At 71.7% G+C, this 18,887-nt stretch carries 18 protein-coding genes; 3 read left to right on the forward strand and 15 right to left on the reverse strand.

All coding sequences use genetic code 11. The features are described 5' to 3' along the window. Positions 1–5: 5 nt before the first annotated feature. Genes G9Q41_RS01875 through G9Q41_RS22540 form a run of 3 tightly spaced genes read right to left on the reverse strand, consistent with a single transcriptional unit; the run spans position 6 to position 1,665 of the window. Positions 6–914, reverse strand: a complete 909-nt coding sequence (locus G9Q41_RS01875; protein WP_092521427.1) for a glycosyltransferase — start codon at positions 912–914, stop codon at positions 6–8. After that, positions 911–1,255, reverse strand: coding sequence for a hypothetical protein (locus G9Q41_RS01880; protein WP_165631491.1), 345 nt, complete (start codon positions 1,253–1,255; stop codon positions 911–913). Before G9Q41_RS01880 ends, G9Q41_RS01875 begins: the two co-directional genes overlap by 4 nt. After that, positions 1,252–1,665, reverse strand: a complete 414-nt coding sequence (locus G9Q41_RS22540) for a phage holin family protein (protein WP_207630400.1) — start codon at positions 1,663–1,665, stop codon at positions 1,252–1,254. The genes G9Q41_RS01880 and G9Q41_RS22540 overlap by 4 nt, the downstream gene beginning before the upstream one ends. 187 nt (positions 1,666–1,852) lie before the next feature. On the opposite strand from G9Q41_RS22540, the gene G9Q41_RS01890 reads away from it, so the two are divergent. Further along, entirely contained in the window at positions 1,853–3,046 is a 1,194-nt protein-coding gene (locus G9Q41_RS01890) for a zinc-dependent alcohol dehydrogenase (protein WP_092522683.1), read from the forward strand. Positions 3,047–3,090: 44 nt separating this feature from the next. Here G9Q41_RS01890 and G9Q41_RS01895 read toward each other — a convergent pair whose 3' ends face one another. From G9Q41_RS01895 to G9Q41_RS01930, 8 genes are read right to left on the reverse strand one after another with little or no spacing between them, the layout of a single operon-like run. Beyond that, complete coding sequence (locus G9Q41_RS01895) at positions 3,091–4,506, reverse strand: NADH-quinone oxidoreductase subunit N (protein ID WP_165631489.1); 1,416 nt, start codon at positions 4,504–4,506, stop codon at positions 3,091–3,093. Beyond that, positions 4,506–6,008, reverse strand: coding sequence for an NADH-quinone oxidoreductase subunit M (locus G9Q41_RS01900; RefSeq protein ID WP_092521415.1), 1,503 nt, complete (start codon positions 6,006–6,008; stop codon positions 4,506–4,508). The genes G9Q41_RS01895 and G9Q41_RS01900 overlap by 1 nt, the downstream gene beginning before the upstream one ends. A gap of 4 nt (positions 6,009–6,012) precedes the next feature. Further along, entirely contained in the window at positions 6,013–7,887 is a 1,875-nt protein-coding gene (locus G9Q41_RS01905; protein ID WP_165631488.1) for a proton-conducting transporter membrane subunit, read from the reverse strand. A gap of 3 nt (positions 7,888–7,890) precedes the next feature. Continuing rightward, positions 7,891–8,196, reverse strand: a complete 306-nt coding sequence (locus tag G9Q41_RS01910; protein WP_165631487.1) for an NADH-quinone oxidoreductase subunit K — start codon at positions 8,194–8,196, stop codon at positions 7,891–7,893. After that, positions 8,193–8,792 carry an NADH-quinone oxidoreductase subunit J gene (locus G9Q41_RS01915; protein ID WP_017974993.1) on the reverse strand — a complete coding sequence of 200 codons (600 nt, stop codon included), beginning with the start codon at positions 8,790–8,792 and terminating at the stop codon, positions 8,193–8,195. Before G9Q41_RS01915 ends, G9Q41_RS01910 begins: the two co-directional genes overlap by 4 nt. 7 nt (positions 8,793–8,799) lie before the next feature. Then, complete coding sequence (locus G9Q41_RS01920) at positions 8,800–9,723, reverse strand: complex I subunit 1 family protein (RefSeq protein WP_165631486.1); 924 nt, start codon at positions 9,721–9,723, stop codon at positions 8,800–8,802. Then, the gene (locus tag G9Q41_RS01925; RefSeq protein WP_165631485.1) at positions 9,716–11,032 is read right to left on the reverse strand and encodes a hypothetical protein; all 1,317 of its coding nucleotides are present in this window, start codon (positions 11,030–11,032) and stop codon (positions 9,716–9,718) included. Before G9Q41_RS01925 ends, G9Q41_RS01920 begins: the two co-directional genes overlap by 8 nt. Then, positions 11,023–11,373, reverse strand: coding sequence for an NADH-quinone oxidoreductase subunit A (locus G9Q41_RS01930; RefSeq protein ID WP_017974996.1), 351 nt, complete (start codon positions 11,371–11,373; stop codon positions 11,023–11,025). The genes G9Q41_RS01925 and G9Q41_RS01930 overlap by 10 nt, the downstream gene beginning before the upstream one ends. A 312-nt stretch (positions 11,374–11,685) precedes the next feature. On the opposite strand from G9Q41_RS01930, the gene G9Q41_RS01935 reads away from it, so the two are divergent. Further along, a complete protein-coding gene (locus tag G9Q41_RS01935; protein WP_092521404.1) occupies positions 11,686–12,762 on the forward strand; it encodes an NAD-dependent epimerase/dehydratase family protein in 1,077 nt (358 codons plus the stop codon). 62 nt (positions 12,763–12,824) lie between these two features. On the opposite strand, the gene G9Q41_RS01940 is transcribed toward G9Q41_RS01935, so the two are convergent. Beyond that, on the reverse strand, positions 12,825–13,631 hold the full coding sequence (locus G9Q41_RS01940; protein ID WP_051070234.1) for an SDR family oxidoreductase: 807 nt from the start codon (positions 13,629–13,631) through the stop codon (positions 12,825–12,827). Between the two features lie 431 nt (positions 13,632–14,062). Between G9Q41_RS01940 and G9Q41_RS01945 the strand changes: the two genes are divergently transcribed. Further along, on the forward strand, positions 14,063–14,518 hold the full coding sequence (locus G9Q41_RS01945; protein ID WP_207630399.1) for an STAS domain-containing protein: 456 nt from the start codon (positions 14,063–14,065) through the stop codon (positions 14,516–14,518). A 30-nt stretch (positions 14,519–14,548) separates the two neighbouring features. On the opposite strand, the gene G9Q41_RS01950 is transcribed toward G9Q41_RS01945, so the two are convergent. From G9Q41_RS01950 to G9Q41_RS01960, 3 genes are all read right to left on the reverse strand, one after another. After that, complete coding sequence (locus tag G9Q41_RS01950) at positions 14,549–15,697, reverse strand: acetate/propionate family kinase (RefSeq protein WP_092522681.1); 1,149 nt, start codon at positions 15,695–15,697, stop codon at positions 14,549–14,551. 14 nt (positions 15,698–15,711) lie between these two features. Further along, positions 15,712–18,099: a phosphoketolase family protein gene (locus G9Q41_RS01955; RefSeq protein WP_165631484.1), complete on the reverse strand. Its 2,388-nt coding sequence runs from the start codon at positions 18,097–18,099 to the stop codon at positions 15,712–15,714. A gap of 304 nt (positions 18,100–18,403) precedes the next feature. Beyond that, positions 18,404–18,820, reverse strand: a complete 417-nt coding sequence (locus G9Q41_RS01960) for a DUF2267 domain-containing protein (RefSeq protein WP_017975003.1) — start codon at positions 18,818–18,820, stop codon at positions 18,404–18,406. Between the last annotated feature and the right edge of the window lie 67 nt (positions 18,821–18,887).

Consider the following 18,887-nt stretch of genomic DNA (forward strand, 5'->3'; position numbering starts at 1 on the left):
GGAGCTCACCCGACGTAGTCGCGCGCCGCGGACCGCCGCTGCGGGGCTTCCAACCGCGTCAACGCCTGCTCGACCCCGGCGGGAACGGCCTCCCGCTCCCGGAGGAGCCAGGGCAGCCCACCCAGTGCTCCGAGCACCGCCGAAGCCGTCACCCGGTCCTTCGGCGCGGAGGCGAGCACGGCTCCGCTGCGGCGCAGGGCACCGCCGACCGACCTGCGCAACCACGTGGTCCACAAGGTGTTGCGCAGCCCGATCCGGCGGCGTTCCGCGGGCTCGCGCACCGCGGAAGGGCGGTGCCGGACCACGGCGTCCTCGGCGTAGCACGCCCACCAGCCCCGCGCGGCCATGTCGATCAGCAGGAGCTCCTCCTCGCCCCCGAACCACAGGCGCTCCGAGAAGCCCCCCACCGCGCGGAACGCCTCGACGCGCACCACCATCGTCCCCGCGAGCCCGCCCAGCACGGCGGGTCCGGGCAACCAGGGCGGGGCCGGCACCGGGGAATCCCGCAACTCCGGTGTCAACGGATCGTCGACCAGATCCGGCTCCACCACGCACCGAGCCACGACAGCACCGAGCGGCGGGCACCGCTCCAGCAACGTCGCCGCGCGCGTCAGGGATCCGGACTGCCACCGCATGTCGTCGTCGCAGAAGGCGACCAGTGGCGTCCCGGCGTACTCGACGGCGACGTCGCGCGCCACGGCCCCCAGGTTGCTTTCGCTGCGCAGCAGGCACACCTCGGGGAACCGGGCGGTCACCGCCTCGGCCGTACCATCCGTGGAACCGTTGTCGACCACGATCACGGGAGCGGCGTCCTCCAGGGAGGTCATGTGCCGCAGCGTGCGCGACAGCTCCTCCCTGCGGTTGCGCGTCGCGATCACCACGGTCACGCGGTCGCTGCGCTGCTCGCCCCTCATGGCCGGAACAGCGGGGGTCGGGCGGCGCGCCGCGTCCTGGACAGAGCGATGTAGGAGACGGTCGCCACGCCCGCCACCGCGAGGAGGGCCACCCCCACCGCGATCCGGGAGTCCCGGTCCGCCCGCGCATGCCCGGCCACCTCCGCGGCGTTGGCCTGCGTCCTGGTCAGAAGTCCGTGCGCCGTTTGCCGCACGCGCGAGCTCAGGTCGGCCTTGCGGGTCAGCGCCTCGACCGTCTCCCCGATCTCCTGCCTGGCCAGGTCACGGCGGGCGCGCAGTCGTTCGTCCTCGTCGGCGGCGGTCGTGTGCGTCCACGGCCGCCGCTCGCCACGGATGGTCATTTCCGCGTCGCCTCCCTGAGAAAGCGGACGTCCCACCGCACCCCGTCGAGGGTCTCCCCCGGGGTCAGCGGTGTGGATCCCTTCAACCGTGCGGAGCCCACGAGCGCCACCGGGCCCGCGATCAGCAGCAGACAACCGCCCACGGCCAGCGCCGCGAGCCACGCGGGCAACACGATCGCCAGGGCCAGGACCGCGCTGGTGAGCAGTCCGGCGAGCCCGAACAGGGCGAGTCCACCGGCCACGCCGAACAGCGCGGCCCCCTTGCCCGCCTGCTTGCCCTTGCGCTCCAACTCGTGCCGGGCCAGCCGGATCTCGCTGCCGACCAGGTCGCCGAGCTGGTCACCGAGACCACGAATCAGCTCGGTGGTCGAGCGCTCGGAAACCGGGGGATTTTGCTGGGTTTCGGTCACGGCCTCGCCTCCCGATCGCTTCGACGATGCCGGTTCGCACCACGGGGCTACCCGCCAGGGCGCCGATCGATGCCGGCAGCAGCGACCGGACAGCAGGAGCCCCGGCACTCCTGCCCGGTTAGACGATCGCTGCTCCCGGTTACCCGAATGAGGCGAAGCAGTGCGGACCCGGCCGGTGGAGACGACGATGCGAGCACTGACCTGGCAGGGCAAACGGGACGTGCGGGTGGAGAACGTGCCCGACCCCCGGCTGCGGGAGCCCGAGGACGCGATCATCCGGGTCACCAGCAGCGGGATATGCGGCTCGGACCTGCACCTCTACGAGGTGCTGACTCCCTACATGGAGCCGGGGGACGTCCTCGGCCACGAACCGATGGGAGTCGTCGAGGAAGTCGGCAGCGGGGTCGACAACCTCCGGAAGGGGCAGCGCGTGGTGATCCCCTTCCAGACCGCGTGCGGACACTGCCATCTCTGCGAGCTCGGTCTCCACAGCCAGTGCGAGACCACCCAGGTGCGCGAGCGGAACATGGGAGCTGCCCTGTTCGGCTACACGAAGCTCTACGGTCAGCTGCCCGGAGGGCAGGCCGAGTACCTGCGAGTTCCGCAAGCCCGTTTCACCCACATCCCCGTTCCCGAGGACGGGCCGGACGAACGCTTCGTCTACCTCTCCGACGTGCTGCCCACGGCCTGGCAGGCCGTCGAGTACGCGAACGTCCCCGCCGGGGGCAGCGTGACCGTCCTCGGACTCGGCCCCATCGGGACGATGGCCTGCCGGATCGCCAAGCAGCGCGGCGCGGAGCGGGTGTTCGGCGTGGACCTGGTTCCCGAGCGCCTCGAACGGGCGCGCCGGGACGGGGTGGAACCGTTCGACCTCCGCGAAACCGACGACGTCCCCGCGGCGATCCGCCAGGAAACGCACGGCCGGGGGTCGGACGCCGTCATCGACGCCGTGGGGATGGAGGCCCACGGCTCCACGCTCAGCAGCGTCGGAAAGCTCGCCCAGCACATGGCGACCCTGCTGCCCACCGGGGTGGCCAGGACCGTGATGAACCGGGCCGGTCTCGATCGCCTGGGTGCCCTGTACACCGCGATCGACTGCGTCCGCCGCGGTGGCACGCTGTCCCTGAGCGGCGTGTACGGGGGCCAGGCCGATCCGCTCCCGATGCTGACCCTGTTCGACAAGCAGGTCCAGCTCAGGATGGGCCAGGCCAACGTCAAGCACTGGATCGAGGCCATCATGCCGCTGGTCGCGGAAAGCTCCGATCCCCTGGGCGTGGAGAACTTCGCCACCCACACCCTGCCGCTGCGGCAAGCACCGCACGGATACGACATCTTCCAGCGCAAGAGCGACGGTGCCTTCAAGGTGCTGCTCCAACCCTGAAAACACCCGGAATGCCACGGCGAACCGCCCACCCATCGAGGAACTCAGGGCAGCAGCGGCCCGTCCAGCAGCGGCAGGAGCACACCACCGCCGATCCCCACGAGCAGGGACAGCAGCGCGGCGAACGCGGCGACGGGGAGCGCCCAACGCCCGCCGGGGCGCGGTTCCCCGCCCTCCGCGGCGGCCGGGGCGAGGACGGGGACGAGCCAGCGCAGGTAGTAGAACAGGCTGACCACCGTGTTGCCCACGGCCACCGCGGCCAACCAGGCCTGGCCCCCGTCGACGGCCGCGCTGAACACTTCCAGCTTGCCCAGGAAAACCGCCGTCGGCGGAGTTCCGACCAGCCCCAGCAGGCACACCACCAGCACCGCCGCCGCGGCGGGACGGCGCCGCGCCAGACCGCGGTGGTCCGCCACCCGCCGCGCCCGCGGGAACCCGGCCACCACGGCGAACGCGCCGAGATTGGTCACGGCGTAGGCCAGCAGGTAGAACAGCAGAGCGGGTTCGGCCAGCTCGCTGCGGGCGGCGACGACCACGGTCAGCAGCAGGTAGCCGACCTGGCTGATCGTGGAGTAGGCCAGCAGGCGGCGCACCTCCTCCTGGAACAGCGCCGCGAGATTGCCGAGGGTCATCGACGCGGTGGCCAGCACCGCGAACAGCAGCGGCCAGCGCGCCGTCCCCGCGGGAAGCACCCCCTCGGCCAGCCGGAACGTGGCGATCAGACCACCGACCTTCGGCACGGTGGTCACGAAGGCCGCCACGGGCGCGGAGGCCCCCTCGGCGACGTCCGGAACCCAGAAGTGCGCGGGAACCGCGCCGATCTTGAACAGGAGGCCGGCCAGCACGGTGACCCCGCCCACGGCGACCAGCGCGGACGGGGCCGCGGGCAGGTTCCGGGACAGCGCCGCGTACTCGGTGGCACGGCCCGCCCCGTAGAGCATCGTCACCCCGGCGATCATGGTGATCCCCAGCAGCGCCCCCAGCAGGTAGTACTTCAGCGCGGCCTCCGCGCCCGGGGCGTCCGCGAAGAACCCGGCCAGGGCGTACAGCGGCACGGAGGCGAGCAGGTACCCCGCCACCAGCAGCAGCAGGTCCGTCGCCCCGGTCAGCACCATCGTGCCCGCACCGCCGAGCAGCACGAGCACGCAGAACTCGGTCTCGCGGGGGTGCGAGCGCACCGCGTCCGCGGACAGCAGCAGCACCAGCAACGTGCCGCCCAGCACGATCAGCCTGCCGGCCTGGGTGGCGGTGTCCACCGCGTAGCTGCCCTCGAAGGCCCGATGGGGCACACCGTCCCACGAGGCCAGCACGGCTGCCGCGCCGATCAGGCACGCCGCCACACCGACCAGGCGCACCAGCCACTGGCGACCGCGCGGCAACCAGGACCCCAGCAGCAGCCCCACCACGGCCCCCGCGGCGGGTGCGAGTTCGGGAAGCAGCACGAGCGGCCCCGCCCCCATCAGCCGAGCACCCCGACGAGCTCGACCGCGGCAGGTTCGATCACGCCGAGCACCAGGCGCGGCAGGATCCCGAGCAGGAGCGCCGCCCCCAGCAGGGGAAGTATCGCGAGGCACTCGTGCGCACGCAGGTCCGGGAAACCGCGCGCGCCGCCCGGCGGGTCCGGCACCCGGAGCTGTCCGAGACAGAGGCGGTGCAGCGCGCGCAGCAGCAACGCCGCCGTGATCAGGATCCCCGGCAGGGCCAGCGCGGTCGCGACGGTGGCCGTGGCCAGCCCCCCGGTGAATATCTGGAACTCGGCGATGAACCCGGAGAAACCGGGAATGCCCAACGAGGCGAAGACGGTCACCGCCACGGTGCCGGCGAAGACCGGGGCGGCAGCCGCCAGCCCGGAATAATCCCCCGTGCGGTGACTGCCCGCCCGACTGTGGAGCGCCCCCGCGAGCAGGAACAGCGCCCCGGTGAGCAGCCCGTGGCTGACCATCTGGGTGACCGCCCCGGTCACCGCGAGCGAACGCGCCTGCTCCTGCCCGCCCGCGACCAGCCCGGCGGCACCCACCGCCAGCACCACGTAACCCATGTGGTTGACCGAGGTGTAGGCGACCATGCGCTTGAAGTCCTCCTGCGCGAGGGCGACCAGGGCCCCGTACAGCACCGAGACCACCCCGAGCACCACGAACACCCAGGCGTAGCGGCTCCACGCTTCGGGCAGCAGCGGCATCGCGACCCGCACGAACCCGTAGGTGCCCATCTTCAGCAGCACCCCCGCGAGGATCACCGAACCGGCGGCGGGAGCGTCCGTGTGCGCGGGCGGCATCCAGGTGTGGAAGGGGAAGGCGGGGGTCTTGATCAGCAGCCCGAGCCCGATCGCCGCCAGCACCGGAGCACCGAGCGCGCCCTTCCCGGACAGCGGAGCCGCCGCGGCGATGTCGACCATGTCGAAGGTGTGCGGTTCGACGGCCAGGTACAGCCCGATGAACCCGAGCAGCAGGGCCAACGACCCGAGGAAGGTGTACAGGAAGAACTTCAGCGCCGCAGCCCTGGACCCGCCGAGCCCCCACCCGGAGATCACGAAGTACATCCCCACGATGGACAGGTCGAAGTAGACGAAGAACAGTATCAGGTCCAGTGCGGTGAACACCCCCAGGGAGACCGTCTGCAGGAGCAGGAACAGCAGCACGAACCCCTTGGGCCTGCTCGTTCCGCGCAGCGAGTACACCGCGCAGGCCAAGAACAACCCCGCCGTGAGCCCCAGCAGCGGCAGGGAGAGCCCGTCCACCCCGACGTGATAGCTCACCCCGGCCCCGGGGATCCACGGCACGCGCTGTTCGAGCGCCATCCCCGTGCCCGCCTCGTAGCCGATCCAGGCGGCCAGCACCAGAACGGCATCGGCCGCGGCGGCGCACACCCAGCCGACCGTGAACACCCGGGAACCGGCGGAGGCGGGGACCACGGCCAGCAGGGCGGCGACCGCCAGCGGCAGGAACACGATCAGACTCAGCAACCGACTACCTCACCAACACCACGAGCAGGGCGAGCACGGCCAGCACCACCGCGGTCTGGGCGTAGTACTGGTGCAGCTGTCCCGTCTGGACACGCCGCGCGAGCGCTCCGAGCCGACGCGCGGTTCCGGCCACCAGGCGCACCAGCGCCTCGAGCGGGAGCTCGACGCCGCGCTCGACCGTTCGCGCCGACCACAGTCCCGCCGCCGGAACGGCCCGCACTCCCCGGTCGAGCACGCGCTCGTCGAACGAGGCCAGCCCCCCGGCCAGCGCGGTGACCGGCCGCACCAGCAGCAACCGGGCCAGCGACTCGAACCGCACCCACTCCGCGAACAGCCCGCGCAGCGCTCGCGGCACGGGCACGGGACGCTCGCCCCACCACCAGGCGAGAGCCGCCACCCCGACCGCCAGCACCCCGGACAGCACCGTTTCCGGCGCTGCGGGCGTGCCCACTGCCGAGACCCCGATCAGCCCGGCCAGCTGCTCCACCGCCGGCGGCAGTGCGAGCACGCCGAGCACCGCCGACAGCCCGACCAGCAGTACCAGCGCGGGCAACGCGCCTGCGGCGGGCGCGGTGCGCGTGCCGCGCGCCTCCTCGTCCCGCTCGCGGGCGGAATCGGGCCGTGCAGGCGACCAGACCACCCTCACGGCCCTGACGGCGTAGCCGGTGGCGAGCAGGGAGGCGACCGTCACGACGGCGTAAAGGGCCGGGCCGTGCTCCAGGGCCACCGCCGAGATCTCGTTCTCGGTGGCCCACAGCGACAGCGGGGGAACGCCCGCCAGCGCCGCCGCGGCCACCGTGAAGGCGACCCCCACGGAGGGGTACTCGCGCGCCGCGCCCCGCAGCGCACTCAACCGCTTGGTTCCCAGCGCGGTCAGCCACGCCCCTGCCGCCAGGAACAGCGCCGACTTGGTCGCCGCGTGCGCCACGAGATGCGTCGCACCGCCCACCACGCTCCCGATTCCGGAGGCGAGCACGACGAACCCGAGCTGTGCCGCGGTGGAGGCGGCCAGCAGTTGTTTGAGATCGCGCTGGGCCACGGCCACCAGCCCGAGCACCAGCGCGGTCAGCGCACCGCTCCAGGTCACCACCTCCTCGGCCCAGGAGGTCTCCGCGAGCAGGGGGCGGAGGCGCAGCAGCAGGTAGCCCCCGGCCGCGACCATCGTCGCCGAGTGCAGCAGCGCCGAGACCCCGCTGGGCCCCTCCATCGCCCGGGACAGCCAGAAGTGGAACGGCAGCTGCGCGGACTTGCCCAGGGCCGCCGTCACCATTCCCGCCGTCACGAGCGTGATCCACGGTTGTCCGAGCCCGGGCAGTTCGCGAAAGGCGAGCGACCCCGCGCCCCCGGCCACGGCCGCCCCCGCCGCGAGATACATCCCCAGGTCGGCAGCTCGCGTGGTCACGAACGCCGTGCCCGCCGCGCGCACCCTCCGGGAGTCGCACCACCGGAACCCGATCAGCGCCCAGCTGGTGGCCCCCATGACCTCCCAGGAGATCAGCAGCGGGGCCAGTCCGGAGGCGGTGACCGCGCCCAGCATGGAACCGGAGAACAGCAGCATCAGCCCGGTGAACCGCGCCTGGGACTCCCGCGGTCCGACAGCGCCCCGGCAGAACCACAGCACCGCGGGCACGACCACCGCCACCGTGACAACCAGCAGCGCCGACAACCCGTCCACGGAAAACCCGGCCGCGATCCCGAGCAGCAGCGGCACCTCGGCCGAGGGGCGCACGACCGCGACCGCGAGGGCCAGCCCCAGGGTCACCGCGGCCACCGCGAGGCCGACCGGGAAGGCGAACCGCTCTCCGCGGCGCCCCGCGCAGGACAGCACGGCCCCGGCAACGCCGGGAACCGCCAGCATCGTCCAGAGCAGACCAGCCACGTGCTACTCCCGGAGGTCGGCGGCCATGTCGGTCATGTCCACATCCCTGGCGCGGAAAATCGCCGTGACCACCGCGAAACCGAGCGCCATCTCCACGGCCATGGCCGTGATGGCCACCAGGATCAGCACCTGCCCGCCGGTGCCGGACGGTGCCGCGAAGTGCTGGAACGCCGCCGCGGCCAGCACGATCCCGCCGATCATCAGCTCCAGCCCCATCATCAGCATCACGATCGACTGCTGCGACAGCGCCCCGTAGAGCCCCACGGCCACGAGAGCGGCCCCGAACAGCAGGAACACCTCCAAACTCATCGGCGACCTCCCCTGCCCGTGCTCGACGAGTCCGTGCCCGCTGCGCCGACCCCGCCAGGCACCGGGTCGGCGGGACGACCGCGCAGCCCGGGGCCGAACCGGTCGTAACGTCCCCGCCGCGTGGACAGCGTCACCGTCGCCAGGATCGTGGCGAACAGCACGAGACCGAGCGTCATCATCGTCGGCATCTGCGCGCCCATCAGCTCGTGCCCGAGCGCAGCGGTCGGATCGGCCGCGGGACGTCCCGCGCGTTCGGGCCAGTCCACGAGCAGGATCCCCGCCGCGAGCACGACGAAGGTGCCCACCGAGACCGACATCGCCGCGGCCTTGTTGTGATACATCGCCATGGGCATCAGCCCGGCGGGGTTCATCATGTACATGATCATGAACACCGCCATGATCACCATTTCCATGACCATCATCAGCACGAGCACGGCACCGAGGTAGTTCAGCCCCAGCAGCATCACCTCGAAGGCGACGAACAGGAACGAGGCGAGCAGGGCGAACGTCACCCGGGCCATCGAGTCCAGCCGGAACACCAGGAACCCGAACACCACGGCGGCGACGCCGAAAACCCAGCACAGCACAGCTTCCATGCTTCCCTCACCGAACCAGCACGAGAACGGAGACCAGCAGCGCCTGCACCAGCGCCACCGGGATCAGCACCATCCAGGAGAACTCGGCGAACCTGTCCATCCGCACCCGCGGGAACCGGCGAGCCAGCCAGACCAGCGCCAGCACGACCACCGCCGTCTTGACCAGGGTCCACAGCCACGGCGGCAGCACCGGCCCCTGCCCACCGCCCAGGAACAGCGGAACGGACAGCGCGACCGCGACCACGAACAGCGCCCACCGCCCGCCGAGCAGCACCAGCCGGTCCACACCGGACAGCTCGGCGGCCGCCCCACCGGCCAGGTCACCGCCGAGCGGCGCGTCGAACGGCCCCCGGAAAGCCATCGCCGCGGCGCTGACCAGGTACACCGCGAACGCCACCGGCATCCACACCGCGAACCAGAGCCCGGACTGGGCCTCGACCACGTCCCCGACCCGGAGGCTTCCCGCGGCCGTGGCCACCGTGATCAGCGCGAACATGTGCGGCAGCTCGTAAGCCAGCCCCTGGGCCACGAACCGGTACCCGCCGACCAGGGAGAAGACCGAGTTCGGCCCCCAACCGGCCATCCAGACCGCGGCCCAGGCCAGGATCTCCATCGCGTTGAACCACACGACCCCCACGGCCGGATCGGCCACCGAGCGTCCACCCAGCGGCAGCACCAGCGCCGCCGACAGCGCCGCCAGCGGAACGAGCGCGACCCCCGCGCGCCACAGCACCGGATCGGCCGCACGAGTCGTGCGCCGCTGGGTCACCAGCAAGCGGGCCGTCCCGCGCAGCGGCGCGGCGAGCCCACCCACGGCGGGCGCGCCGGCCGCGCGGGCGGCGAGCAGGGAGTCGAACGCTGCCGCGGCGAAGGTGGCGGTCCCCAGCGCCGCGGGCAGGACCACCGCCCACCACAACGGGGTGTCAGCCACCGGACACCTCCACCGGACGCGCGGAGCCCAACCCGGCCACCTGCGGATCCAGGCTGGCGACGATCAACCGCGCCCCGGACAGCTCCACTCCCCGCAGCAACCGGGGCAGCACCTCCAGCACCGGCCCGGCGCGGGCCCGCGCCGGGCCGGGCGGGGAGTCCTGCCCGGACAGCTCGGAGGTTCCGTCCAACCGGGCCAGCCCGTCCTCGATCTCGACGAGCCATTCCCGCCACCGCGCGGCGACGTCACCACCGGAACGACTCGCCCGCACCACGCTCGCCCCGAAACCGGCGCGCTCGGCCGCTTCCCGGGACAGCACCCCCAGATCGGTGGTGAGCCAGCGCAGCGTCCGGCTGGCGCGCAGTCGCCCGATCAGGCGCACGAGCCGGCCGCGCACCCGTTCCCCCGGTGTTCCGGCGAGCACCTCCCCCCGGAGCCGCGCGGCCCGCGCCGCCGGGTCCGGCCACCCGGCCACCGCGAGGAAGCGGACCAGACCGTCCAAGTGCGCCGCCACGACGCGCCGGGCCCCGACGCCGTGCTCGACGCGCTGCCCGGCCGCGGCGCGACGCCACGGTTCGGTCCAGAAGTCCTCGTGCTCACCGGTGTCGTCGAGCAGCTCCACCTCGGCCTCTTGGACCACGTCGCCCTGCAGGGTCGTGCGCACGATCAGTCCCGGCGGCCAATGCGGCAGCGCGGGGCCGAGCGGGACGTGCAACCGGTCCAGCGCGAGCCCGTCCCGATCGGGACCGCGCTCGGCCATGGCCAACCCCGCCGGGTTCCCGCCGTGGCCGCCGTGACCACCATGGCCGCCGTGGCCGCCGTGACCACCGTGGTCACCGTGCTCCTCCTGGCCACCGTGATTGCCGTGCTCCCCGTGACCGCTGTGATCGCCGTGACCGCCGTGGTCTCCGTGGTCCGCGGAACCGGCGTGCTCCGCGGAGGGGCGGGGTCCCTCGTGACCACCTCCCCGCTCGAGTCCGGCTCCGCGCAGCTGACCACCCCGCTCGGACAGTCCACCGACGACCCCGTCGAGCAGCTCGGCCACCCCCTCCGGGGCCGCGACGTGCACGAACACGCGGGGCTCCGGGACCCGCGCCCACAGGGAGCACACCGCGTTCCACGACTCCGCCCCCGGACGCCCGGTGCTGATCAGCACATCGGTGTCCGCGGGGGAGGCGGCGTTCCCCCAGCCGCGCCCGCGCAGCTCGTCCTCGACGGCCAGCCGCGCCGCCGTTCCCGCGGGCCCCTCCACCACCATCGCGTGCGGGGTGGAGGCGGCGAAACGCAGCAGAACCCGGCTCAGTCCCATCGCAACGCTCCCTCGCGCCACGCGTAGACCACGCCGACGAGCAGAACGCCGAGGAAGACGAACATCTCCACGACCGCCTTCGTCCCGACCGCGGAAACGACCAAGGTCCACGGATACATGAACAGCATTTCCATCTCGAAGGCCAGATAAACCATCGCCAGCGCGTACCAGCGCACGTGGAACCGGCAGAAGGCGTGCTCGACGGGCTCGTGTCCGGAGAGGAACTGGTCGACCGCCGCACCCGACGGCCTCACGGCCAGCGCCCACGCCAGGCCGTACACCGCACCGAGAAGCAGCACCCCCACCCCGAGCAGCACCAGCGCCGCACCGAAACCCCCCATCACGCCACGCTCCCCGCACCGGGAAGGGCGCGTGCAGCGGCAGCGCACGACTCGCGGAACGGCACGTCAGCGGACTCGCGCACGATCACCTCCAACCACAGGAACGCGAAACCGATCCTCGCGCACCGGAAGCGTTCCCGCTCGTTGTCGCAAAAACACTCACGTCGGCCGCAGGACTTGTCCGCGCCCGATCCCGGCGCGGCATCAGCGGTCGGCACCGTTTGCCACCGTCCCCGCGCGGGTACTCGAACGCGGGCAGGAGCACCCCAGAGCCCGGCCGGACTCGCCGGTTCCGGGCGAGGAGATGAGACGATGCGCCCGCACGGGGACACCAACGACGGCGCACACGTGGTCGTCATCGGAGCCACGGGCAACGTGGGAACCAGCCTGCTCGACGCGCTGAGCGCGGACCCGGGGATCGCCTCGATCACCGGTCTCGTCCGCCGCCTGCCGAGATTCGCCCCGCCCGGAGTTCACTGGCTGTCCGCCGACGTCCGCACCGACGAACTGGTCGACCACTTCCGGGGCAAGGACGCCGTCATCCACCTCGGATGGATATTCCAACCCACCCGGGACCCGGTCACCACCTGGCGCAACAACGTGCTCGGGAGCCTGCGGGTGTTCGACGCCGTCGCCGAGGCCGGAGTCGGCGCCCTGATCCACGCCTCCTCCATAGGAGCCTACTCACCGGCCACGGGGGACAGCCCCGTGGACGAGTCCTGGCCCACCCACGGGTGGCCCGGCGCGGCCTACACCCGGGAGAAGGCCTACCTGGAGCGCTGCCTCGACCGTTTCGAAGTCCAGCACCCCGGCACGCGAGTGGTGCGGCTCCGCCCGGGATTCCTGTTCAAACGCGAGTCGGCCTCCCAACAGCGCAGGCTGTTCGCGGGGCCACTGCTCCCCCGGTGGCTCGTGCGCCCCGAAGCGCTGCCCCTGCTGCCCACCCCAGCGGGGCTGGTGCTGCAGGCCACGCACACCGACGACGTCGCCGAGGCCTACCGCCTGGCGATCCACACCCCCGCCACCGGGGCGTTCAACGTGGCCGCCGAGCCCCCGATCGACGGGTCCGTCCTGGCCGAGCTCTTCGGAGCTCGCCGGCTGCGAGTCCCCGCCCGGGCCGCGCGGTCGGTGCTGGCAGCGCTGTGGAAGCTGCACGCCGTCCCCGCCTCCCCCGAGCTGTTCGACGCGGTGCTGCGACTGCCCCGGATGGACACCACACGCGCCCGCGACGAACTCGGCTGGTCACCACGCCACGACGCCACCGAGGCGCTGTCCGAGGTGATCGCGGGGATGCGCCGGGCTGCGGGCGCTCCCACACCTCCCCTGGAACCGCGGGTCGCGGGTGGGCGCGCGCACGAGATCGCGACCGGGGTCGGAAGCAGACAATGACGAGAGCCTCCGCGGTCCCCGGTCGCGGGACGTCCGGCCCCGAGCTCCGCCCGGGCGGGACGTCAGGTTCCCGGATGGGTCTCCCCGCCGATCGGCGCGAGCACCTCACCCGTGTAGTAGCTGGACAGCAGCTCGGAGGCGAAGAAGACGTACGAGGGCGCGATCTCGTCCGGCTGGGCCTTCCGCCCCATCGGGGTCTGCTCCCCGAACCCCTCGACCTTGTCCTCCGGGAGCGTCGCGGGAATCAGCGGCGTCCACACCGGCCCCGGAGCCACGCAGTTCACCCGGATCCCGCTGGCGGCCAGGGACTGGGCCAGCGACTTGGTCAGGATGTGCACGGCGGCCTTGCTCGCGGAGTAGTCCATCAGCGCCTTGTTCCCGCGCAGCCCGTTGACGGAACCGGTGTTGATCACTGATCCGCCCTCCGGCAGGTACGGCAGCGCGGCGCGGGTCAACCAGAACGGCCCGTAGACGTTGACCCGGAAGGTGCGATCGAACTGCTCGGTGTCGATGGCGGTGAAGTCCTCCTGGTAAGCCTGGGTTCCGGCGTGATTGACCAGCACGTCCAGCCCACCCAGGTCCTGCGCGACCCTGCCCGGCAGGCTCGTGCAGAAGGACTCCTCCGCCAGATCGCCCTTGTACAGCTCGCAACGACGCTGCTGAGCACGCACCAGGGTGGCCGTGCGCTCGGCATCGTCGTCCTCCGCGTCCCCGTAGTAGACCACGGCGACATCGGCCCCCTCCTTGGCGAAGGCCACCGACACCGCACGGCCGATGCCCGAATCGCCACCGGCCACCAGGGCCCGCTTGCCCTCCAGCAGTCCCTTGCCCTCGTACAGCCGCATCTCGTCCCGCGGAAGCGGGCGCATCGCGTCGGTACGACCCGGATACTCCTGCTGCTGCCCCGGCACGCTCTCCGGTTTCTCGACCACCGCATCCTCCCGGCCACGCACGGCTCGCGATTCGGTCCGCCACTCGACTTCCCCCCGACGGGGCGGATGAAACACCGTTCGCGGCCAGTGCTGCGCAGCAGCACCTCCGGATTGCGCGCCGGCCTGTCAGGTGCATCCTGGTAGCACGGCTTTTCGCACGAAACACAACCTCTCGCCGGAGCAAGCACGCCAACGCCCCGGGCCCGAGGAATGTCGCCGAGCCCGGGGGCATCTCCTTCGGGGCGGCCGATCCGCACGCTCCGTCGAGATCGAGTCGCCGCTGCGTTGACGAGGCCGTGGCCGGACGAGTGGACCGGTTTCTCACGAACGTGCCCCGGTCGGCGAACCCTCCGAATCGTGGGGACAACATGCCCGAATTCGACATACCCGAGCAGAGCTCCCGCAGTCCGGAGGAGTCCTCCTCCGAACCGGTCTTCCGCCCCGGAGCGGGACCGGACCATCCGCTGCGCGTGCAGGTCCACCGCCCCGGCACGGGAGTGCTCGTGCTGTCCGCGGGCGGAACACTGGACACGGCCACCACCGCCGACTTCGCGGAGCTGGTGCGGCACCGGCTGGAATGCACCGCCTCCGGGCTGGTGCTCGACCTGGCCCACATCGAGTTCATCGACACCGACGGGATCATCACCCTGCTCGAGACCGCCACGCGAGCGCAAGCGCGCGGGGTCGAGCTGGTGCTGGTGCCCGGGCCGTCCGTGACCAGGCTGCTGGAGCTGCTGGAGGTCGGCGACAGGTTCGTGCGCGAGGACTCGGCCGAGCACGCGGTCAGCAACGCGCAAGCCGCCGTCCGGGGCCGGTCGCGTTGAGCGGTTGACCCGCCCCACGGCCGGGCGCCGCTACCGCGCGGTGTCCTCGAACAGCGGCGCGGCCTCCGAAGCGAGCTGCAGCTCCTCGCGCGGTTCCACGACGAGCACCGGTGGGCTCGCCCCGGAGCGACTGACCACACCGTCCTCGGCACGGTTCCCGGACAGCCCGGCAGGCACCCCCAGCAGCGCAAGCCGCTCACAGACGCCTTCACGCACTTCGGGCTGATTCCAGCCGATCTCGCCCGTGAACACCACGGCATCGACGCGACGCAGGTGCGTGGCCATCGCCGCCAACCCCTCGGCAGCCCGCCTGCAGAACACCTCGATCGCCAGTCCGGCCGCTGCCCCACCACGGTTCGCCTCGGCGACGAGCTCCCTGGTGTCGTCGGAATACCCCCCGGACAAGCCGTACAGCCCGGACTCCCCGTGCAGGGAATCGCTCAACTCGTCGAGCCCCACCTCCTCGTGTCGCAGCAACCACAGCAGAGCGCCGGGATCCACGTCCCCGCTGCGCCGAGCCATCACGACCCCGCTCAAGGGGGTCAGCCCCATGCTCGTCGCCACGCTGGCACCGGAACGCACCGCGCAGACCGAGCTCCCGCCCCCCAGGTGGGCCACCAGCACGTCGATGTCCTCCCGACGAGCTCGCAGCAGCTCGCCCGCACGGCGCAGCGCCCACGCGTAGGAGATCCCGTGGAACCCGAAACGGCGCGTGGCTTCCCTCCAGCGTTCAGGCACCGGTTCGACACGCGCCGCCTCGGGGAGGGTCTCGTGGAAAGCGGTGTCGGGGCACACCGCCTGCGGCAGTTCGGGAGCAGCGTGCCCGGCGCGCTGGAGCAACTGGACGGTGGAGGGAACGTGCTTCGGTGCCAACGGCTCCAACTCGTGCAACGCGTCGACGGTGTCCTGCCCGAACAGCTCCGGGCGGGGAAAACGTCGCCCCCCGTGCACCAGCCGGTGGGCCACTCCCCGCACCGTGCTCCGGCACCTCTCGAGGAACTCGTCGAAAGCGCGCAGCGACTCCCCCGAGGTGGGGGACTCACCCGTGTGCTGGGAGTCCACCAGCCGAGGCGGGGAATCCGCAGCGACCTCGACCGCATCGAGCCGCAGGCTGTTCGAGCCCGGATTCACCGTCAGAACACCGGTACCCACGTCACCCTCCGATCCCGCGCTCGTCATCCGCTCACCGCCCCTCATCGGGAACGTTCCCCGGAACCGGGGCCCTGCCAGGTCCACTCCGCGACCTCGGGAAGATCCCGCCCGTGCTCGCGGGTGTGGAGATCGTGCTCGGTGCGCTTGTCGATCATCGCCTGCCGCGTCTCCGCGGCCACCTCCCCCAACCCCGCGACGTGGTCGATCACGTCGACGACCAGCGCGTAGCGGTCTATCCCGTTGCGCACAGCCATGTCGAAGGGCGTGGTGGTGGCCCCCTCCTCGCGGTAGCCGCGCACGTGCAGGTTCCGGTTCGGCCTCCCGTGCGTGAGCCGATGGATCAACCACGGATAGCCGTGGTAGACGAACACCACCGGCTTGTCGGTCGTGAACAGGGACTCGAACTCGGCGTCGGGGATTCCGCGCGGGTTCTCCCGCCCGCCCTGCAGACGCAGCAGGTCGATCACGTTGACCACTCGCACCCCCACCCGCGGAAGCCGGTGCCGCAGCAGGTCCACGGCGGCGAGGGTCTCCCTGGTGGGCACGTCACCCGCGCAGGCGAGCACCACGTCCGGCTCCCCCGCGGCAGTGCCCGCCCAGTCCCACATCCCGATACCCCGCACGACGTGGCGCCGCGCCTCGTCCATCGCCAACCAGTTCGGCTGGGACTGCTTGCCGGACACGACAACGTTGATTACGTTCTCACCACGCAGACAGCTGTCGACGACGCAGAGCAGCGTGTTCGCGTCAGGAGGCAGATGCACCCGAACCAGCTCCGGCTTCTTGTGCGTGACGTGGTCGAGGAAACCGGGGTCCTGGTGCGAGAAACCGTTGTGGTCCTGCTGCCAGACGTGCGAGCTCAGCAGGTAGGTCAACGAGGGAACCGCCCCCCGCCACGACAGTTCACCACTGACCTTCAGCCACTTGGCGAACTGGTTGAACATCGAGTCGACTATGTGCACGAACGCCTCGTAGCTGACGAAAAGACCGTGCCTGCCCGTCAGCAGGTATCCCTCCAGCCACCCCTGGAGGGTGTGCTCGCTGAGCATCTCCATGACCCTGCCTCCGGGAGCCAGCTCGGCCTCCACCGAGTCCGTCCCCGCCTGCCAGGCCCGCGAGGTCGCGGCGTGGACGGCGCCCAGTTTGTTGGAGTCCAGCTCGTCGGGGCAGAAGATCCGGAAGTCGCGCCGCCGCTCGTTCGCGGAGAACACGTCACGCAGGTACTCCCCGAGCGCGGCCATGGGCGATCCGACCCCGCCACCGCGTCGGGGGAGCTCCACCGCGTACTCACGGACGTCCGGAAGCCTCAGCGCGGCAGCCGCTCCCCCGTTGGCGGCCGGACCGGCGCCCATCCTCCTGTTCCCCTCCGGAATCGCCTCGGTGACCACCGGGCGGGGCCGGCCCCGCCCGTCGAACAACTCCTCCGGGGCGTACTCGCGCATCCACCGCTCCAGCAGCTCGAGCCGCTCCGGATCCTCCGCGGGGGCGTCCAGCGGGATCTGGTGGGCCCGCCAGGTTCCCTCCACGGGATCACCGCCCAGCTCGCCGGGTCCCGTCCACCCCTTCGGGGTACGCAGCACGATCATCGGCCACCGCGGCCTGCTTCTCGCACCGCGCTCCCGTGCGGCCCGGTGGATCTCCCGAATGTCGTCGACCGCGCGGTCCAGCGCTCCCGCGAGGTCCCGGTGCACCTGCTCCGGGGCATCCCCCTCGACCCAGTAGGGGGCGTGCCCGTACCCGCTCAGCAACGCGGAGAGCTCCTCGTCACCGATGCGGTCCAGCAGGGTCGGATTGGCGATCTTGTACCCGTTCAGGTGCAGCACCGGAAGCACCGCACCGTCGTGGACGGGATCGAGGAACTTGTTGCCGTGCCAGGCCGTGGCCAACGGCCCCGTCTCCGCCTCACCGTCCCCGATCACGCAGACCGCGATGCGCTCCGGGGCGTCGAACACCGCTCCGTAGGCGTGCGCCAGGGAATAGCCCAGCTCCCCGCCCTCGTTGATCGAACCGGGGACTTCGGGACCGGTGTGACTGGGCATGCCCCCCGGGGACGAGAAGTTCCCGAACAGTGCGGCCATGCCGTCCTCGTCCCTGCTCACGGCCGGATACATCTCGCTGTAGGAGCCCTCCAGCCAGGTGGCCGCCTGCAGGGCCGGGCCACCGTGCCCCGGTCCGGTCACGTACAGCACGTCGAGATCGCGGAGACGGATCAACCTGTTGAGATGGGAGTACACGAGCGTGAGTCCGGGCACCGTGCCCCAGTGACCGAGCAACCTCGATTTGACGTGCTCGGCACGCAACGACTCACGCAGCAGCGGGTTCGCCGTCAGGTAGAGCTGACCGACGGCCAGGTAGTTCGCGGCTCGCCAGAAGGCATCCACTCGCTCGTACTCACCGTCCGCGAGCGGCGCTGCGGGAACGGTCCGCATCCGGGAGACCTCCCGTCTCCTAGGGGCACTTGCGCGCTCTGCGCCGAACTCCTCCGCCTCGCGTGCGCGAGGGCCGCGTTCACGAGCTCACCAGCGCGTTCCTGCCGCGTCGGCTACTGACGTGGCGCTTCTCGGCGCGGCATCGAAGAATCCACCCGGGCAACTCGCACCGTCGCGAGCTCCCGGTCGAGCGCCCGGCGAGGACGGCCCCGCACCAGCTGGACCGCTACCCGGTGTCAGGGACTCCCGGATCCGGGCGTCGTCCGAGGTTCCGCCGAGTGAGCCTGCGCCGATAAACGCCTGCTCAGGTCGTGTGCATCTCGCCGGTGCTTCCGGAGTCGAGGAGCTGCCGGAGCTGCTCCGGCAAGGCGTCCCGCACCTTGTCCATCTGACCGCCCTGGGTGGCTTCGCGCAGCATCTCCATGACCACCCGGCTGGCGTACGCGGCCCCGGACTCGTCCAACCCGCCACGAGAGCTCACCCGTTCGAGGAACTCCTTCAGGTCGAAGCGCTCCCCGCTGCCCGCGCCGCTGAACACCTCGGTGCGCCGCAGGTGCTCGCCGATCTCCCTCGGGAGCTGGGCGGCCACGTGCTCGGCGAGCTGCTCCGGGATCCGCTCACCGAGCGTCTCCAGCGTCGCCCGCGTGACCGCCTCGGCCGCTCCGCGGCTCGGCAGCTTGGCACGGGCCTGCACCTGGCCGATGAACGTGTCGTGTTGCATGGTCTTTCCCCAATCAACGCCGTCCCTCGATCAACGCTGTCCCTCAGCAGGGGAATACCCAGCACGC

The sequence above is a fragment of the Actinopolyspora sp. BKK2 genome, assembly GCF_011291845.1.
In the GTDB taxonomy this organism is placed as follows: domain Bacteria; phylum Actinomycetota; class Actinomycetes; order Mycobacteriales; family Pseudonocardiaceae; genus Actinopolyspora; species Actinopolyspora saharensis.

Bases quoted from the DNA above. Each gene is read 5' to 3' on its own strand.
- G9Q41_RS01955 (WP_165631484.1), bottom strand. From the start codon at position 18,099: ATGCGGACCGTTCCCGCAGCGCCGCTCGCGGACGGTGAGTACGAGCGA.
- G9Q41_RS01910 (WP_165631487.1), bottom strand. From the start codon at position 8,196: ATGAGTTTGGAGGTGTTCCTGCTGTTCGGGGCCGCTCTCGTGGCCGTG.
- G9Q41_RS01880 (WP_165631491.1), bottom strand. From the start codon at position 1,255: ATGACCATCCGTGGCGAGCGGCGGCCGTGGACGCACACGACCGCCGCC.
- G9Q41_RS01925 (WP_165631485.1), bottom strand. From the start codon at position 11,032: ATGGGACTGAGCCGGGTTCTGCTGCGTTTCGCCGCCTCCACCCCGCAC.
- G9Q41_RS01930 (WP_017974996.1), bottom strand. From the start codon at position 11,373: ATGGGGGGTTTCGGTGCGGCGCTGGTGCTGCTCGGGGTGGGGGTGCTG.
- G9Q41_RS01875 (WP_092521427.1), bottom strand. From the start codon at position 914: ATGAGGGGCGAGCAGCGCAGCGACCGCGTGACCGTGGTGATCGCGACG.
- G9Q41_RS01895 (WP_165631489.1), bottom strand. From the start codon at position 4,506: ATGGGGGCGGGGCCGCTCGTGCTGCTTCCCGAACTCGCACCCGCCGCG.
- G9Q41_RS01940 (WP_051070234.1), bottom strand. From the start codon at position 13,631: ATGCGCCCGCTTCCGCGGGACGAGATGCGGCTGTACGAGGGCAAGGGA.
- G9Q41_RS01890 (WP_092522683.1), top strand. From the start codon at position 1,853: ATGCGAGCACTGACCTGGCAGGGCAAACGGGACGTGCGGGTGGAGAAC.
- G9Q41_RS01915 (WP_017974993.1), bottom strand. From the start codon at position 8,792: ATGGAAGCTGTGCTGTGCTGGGTTTTCGGCGTCGCCGCCGTGGTGTTC.
- G9Q41_RS01945 (WP_207630399.1), top strand. From the start codon at position 14,063: ATGCCCGAATTCGACATACCCGAGCAGAGCTCCCGCAGTCCGGAGGAG.
- G9Q41_RS01935 (WP_092521404.1), top strand. From the start codon at position 11,686: ATGCGCCCGCACGGGGACACCAACGACGGCGCACACGTGGTCGTCATC.
- G9Q41_RS01960 (WP_017975003.1), bottom strand. From the start codon at position 18,820: ATGCAACACGACACGTTCATCGGCCAGGTGCAGGCCCGTGCCAAGCTG.
- G9Q41_RS01950 (WP_092522681.1), bottom strand. From the start codon at position 15,697: ATGACGAGCGCGGGATCGGAGGGTGACGTGGGTACCGGTGTTCTGACG.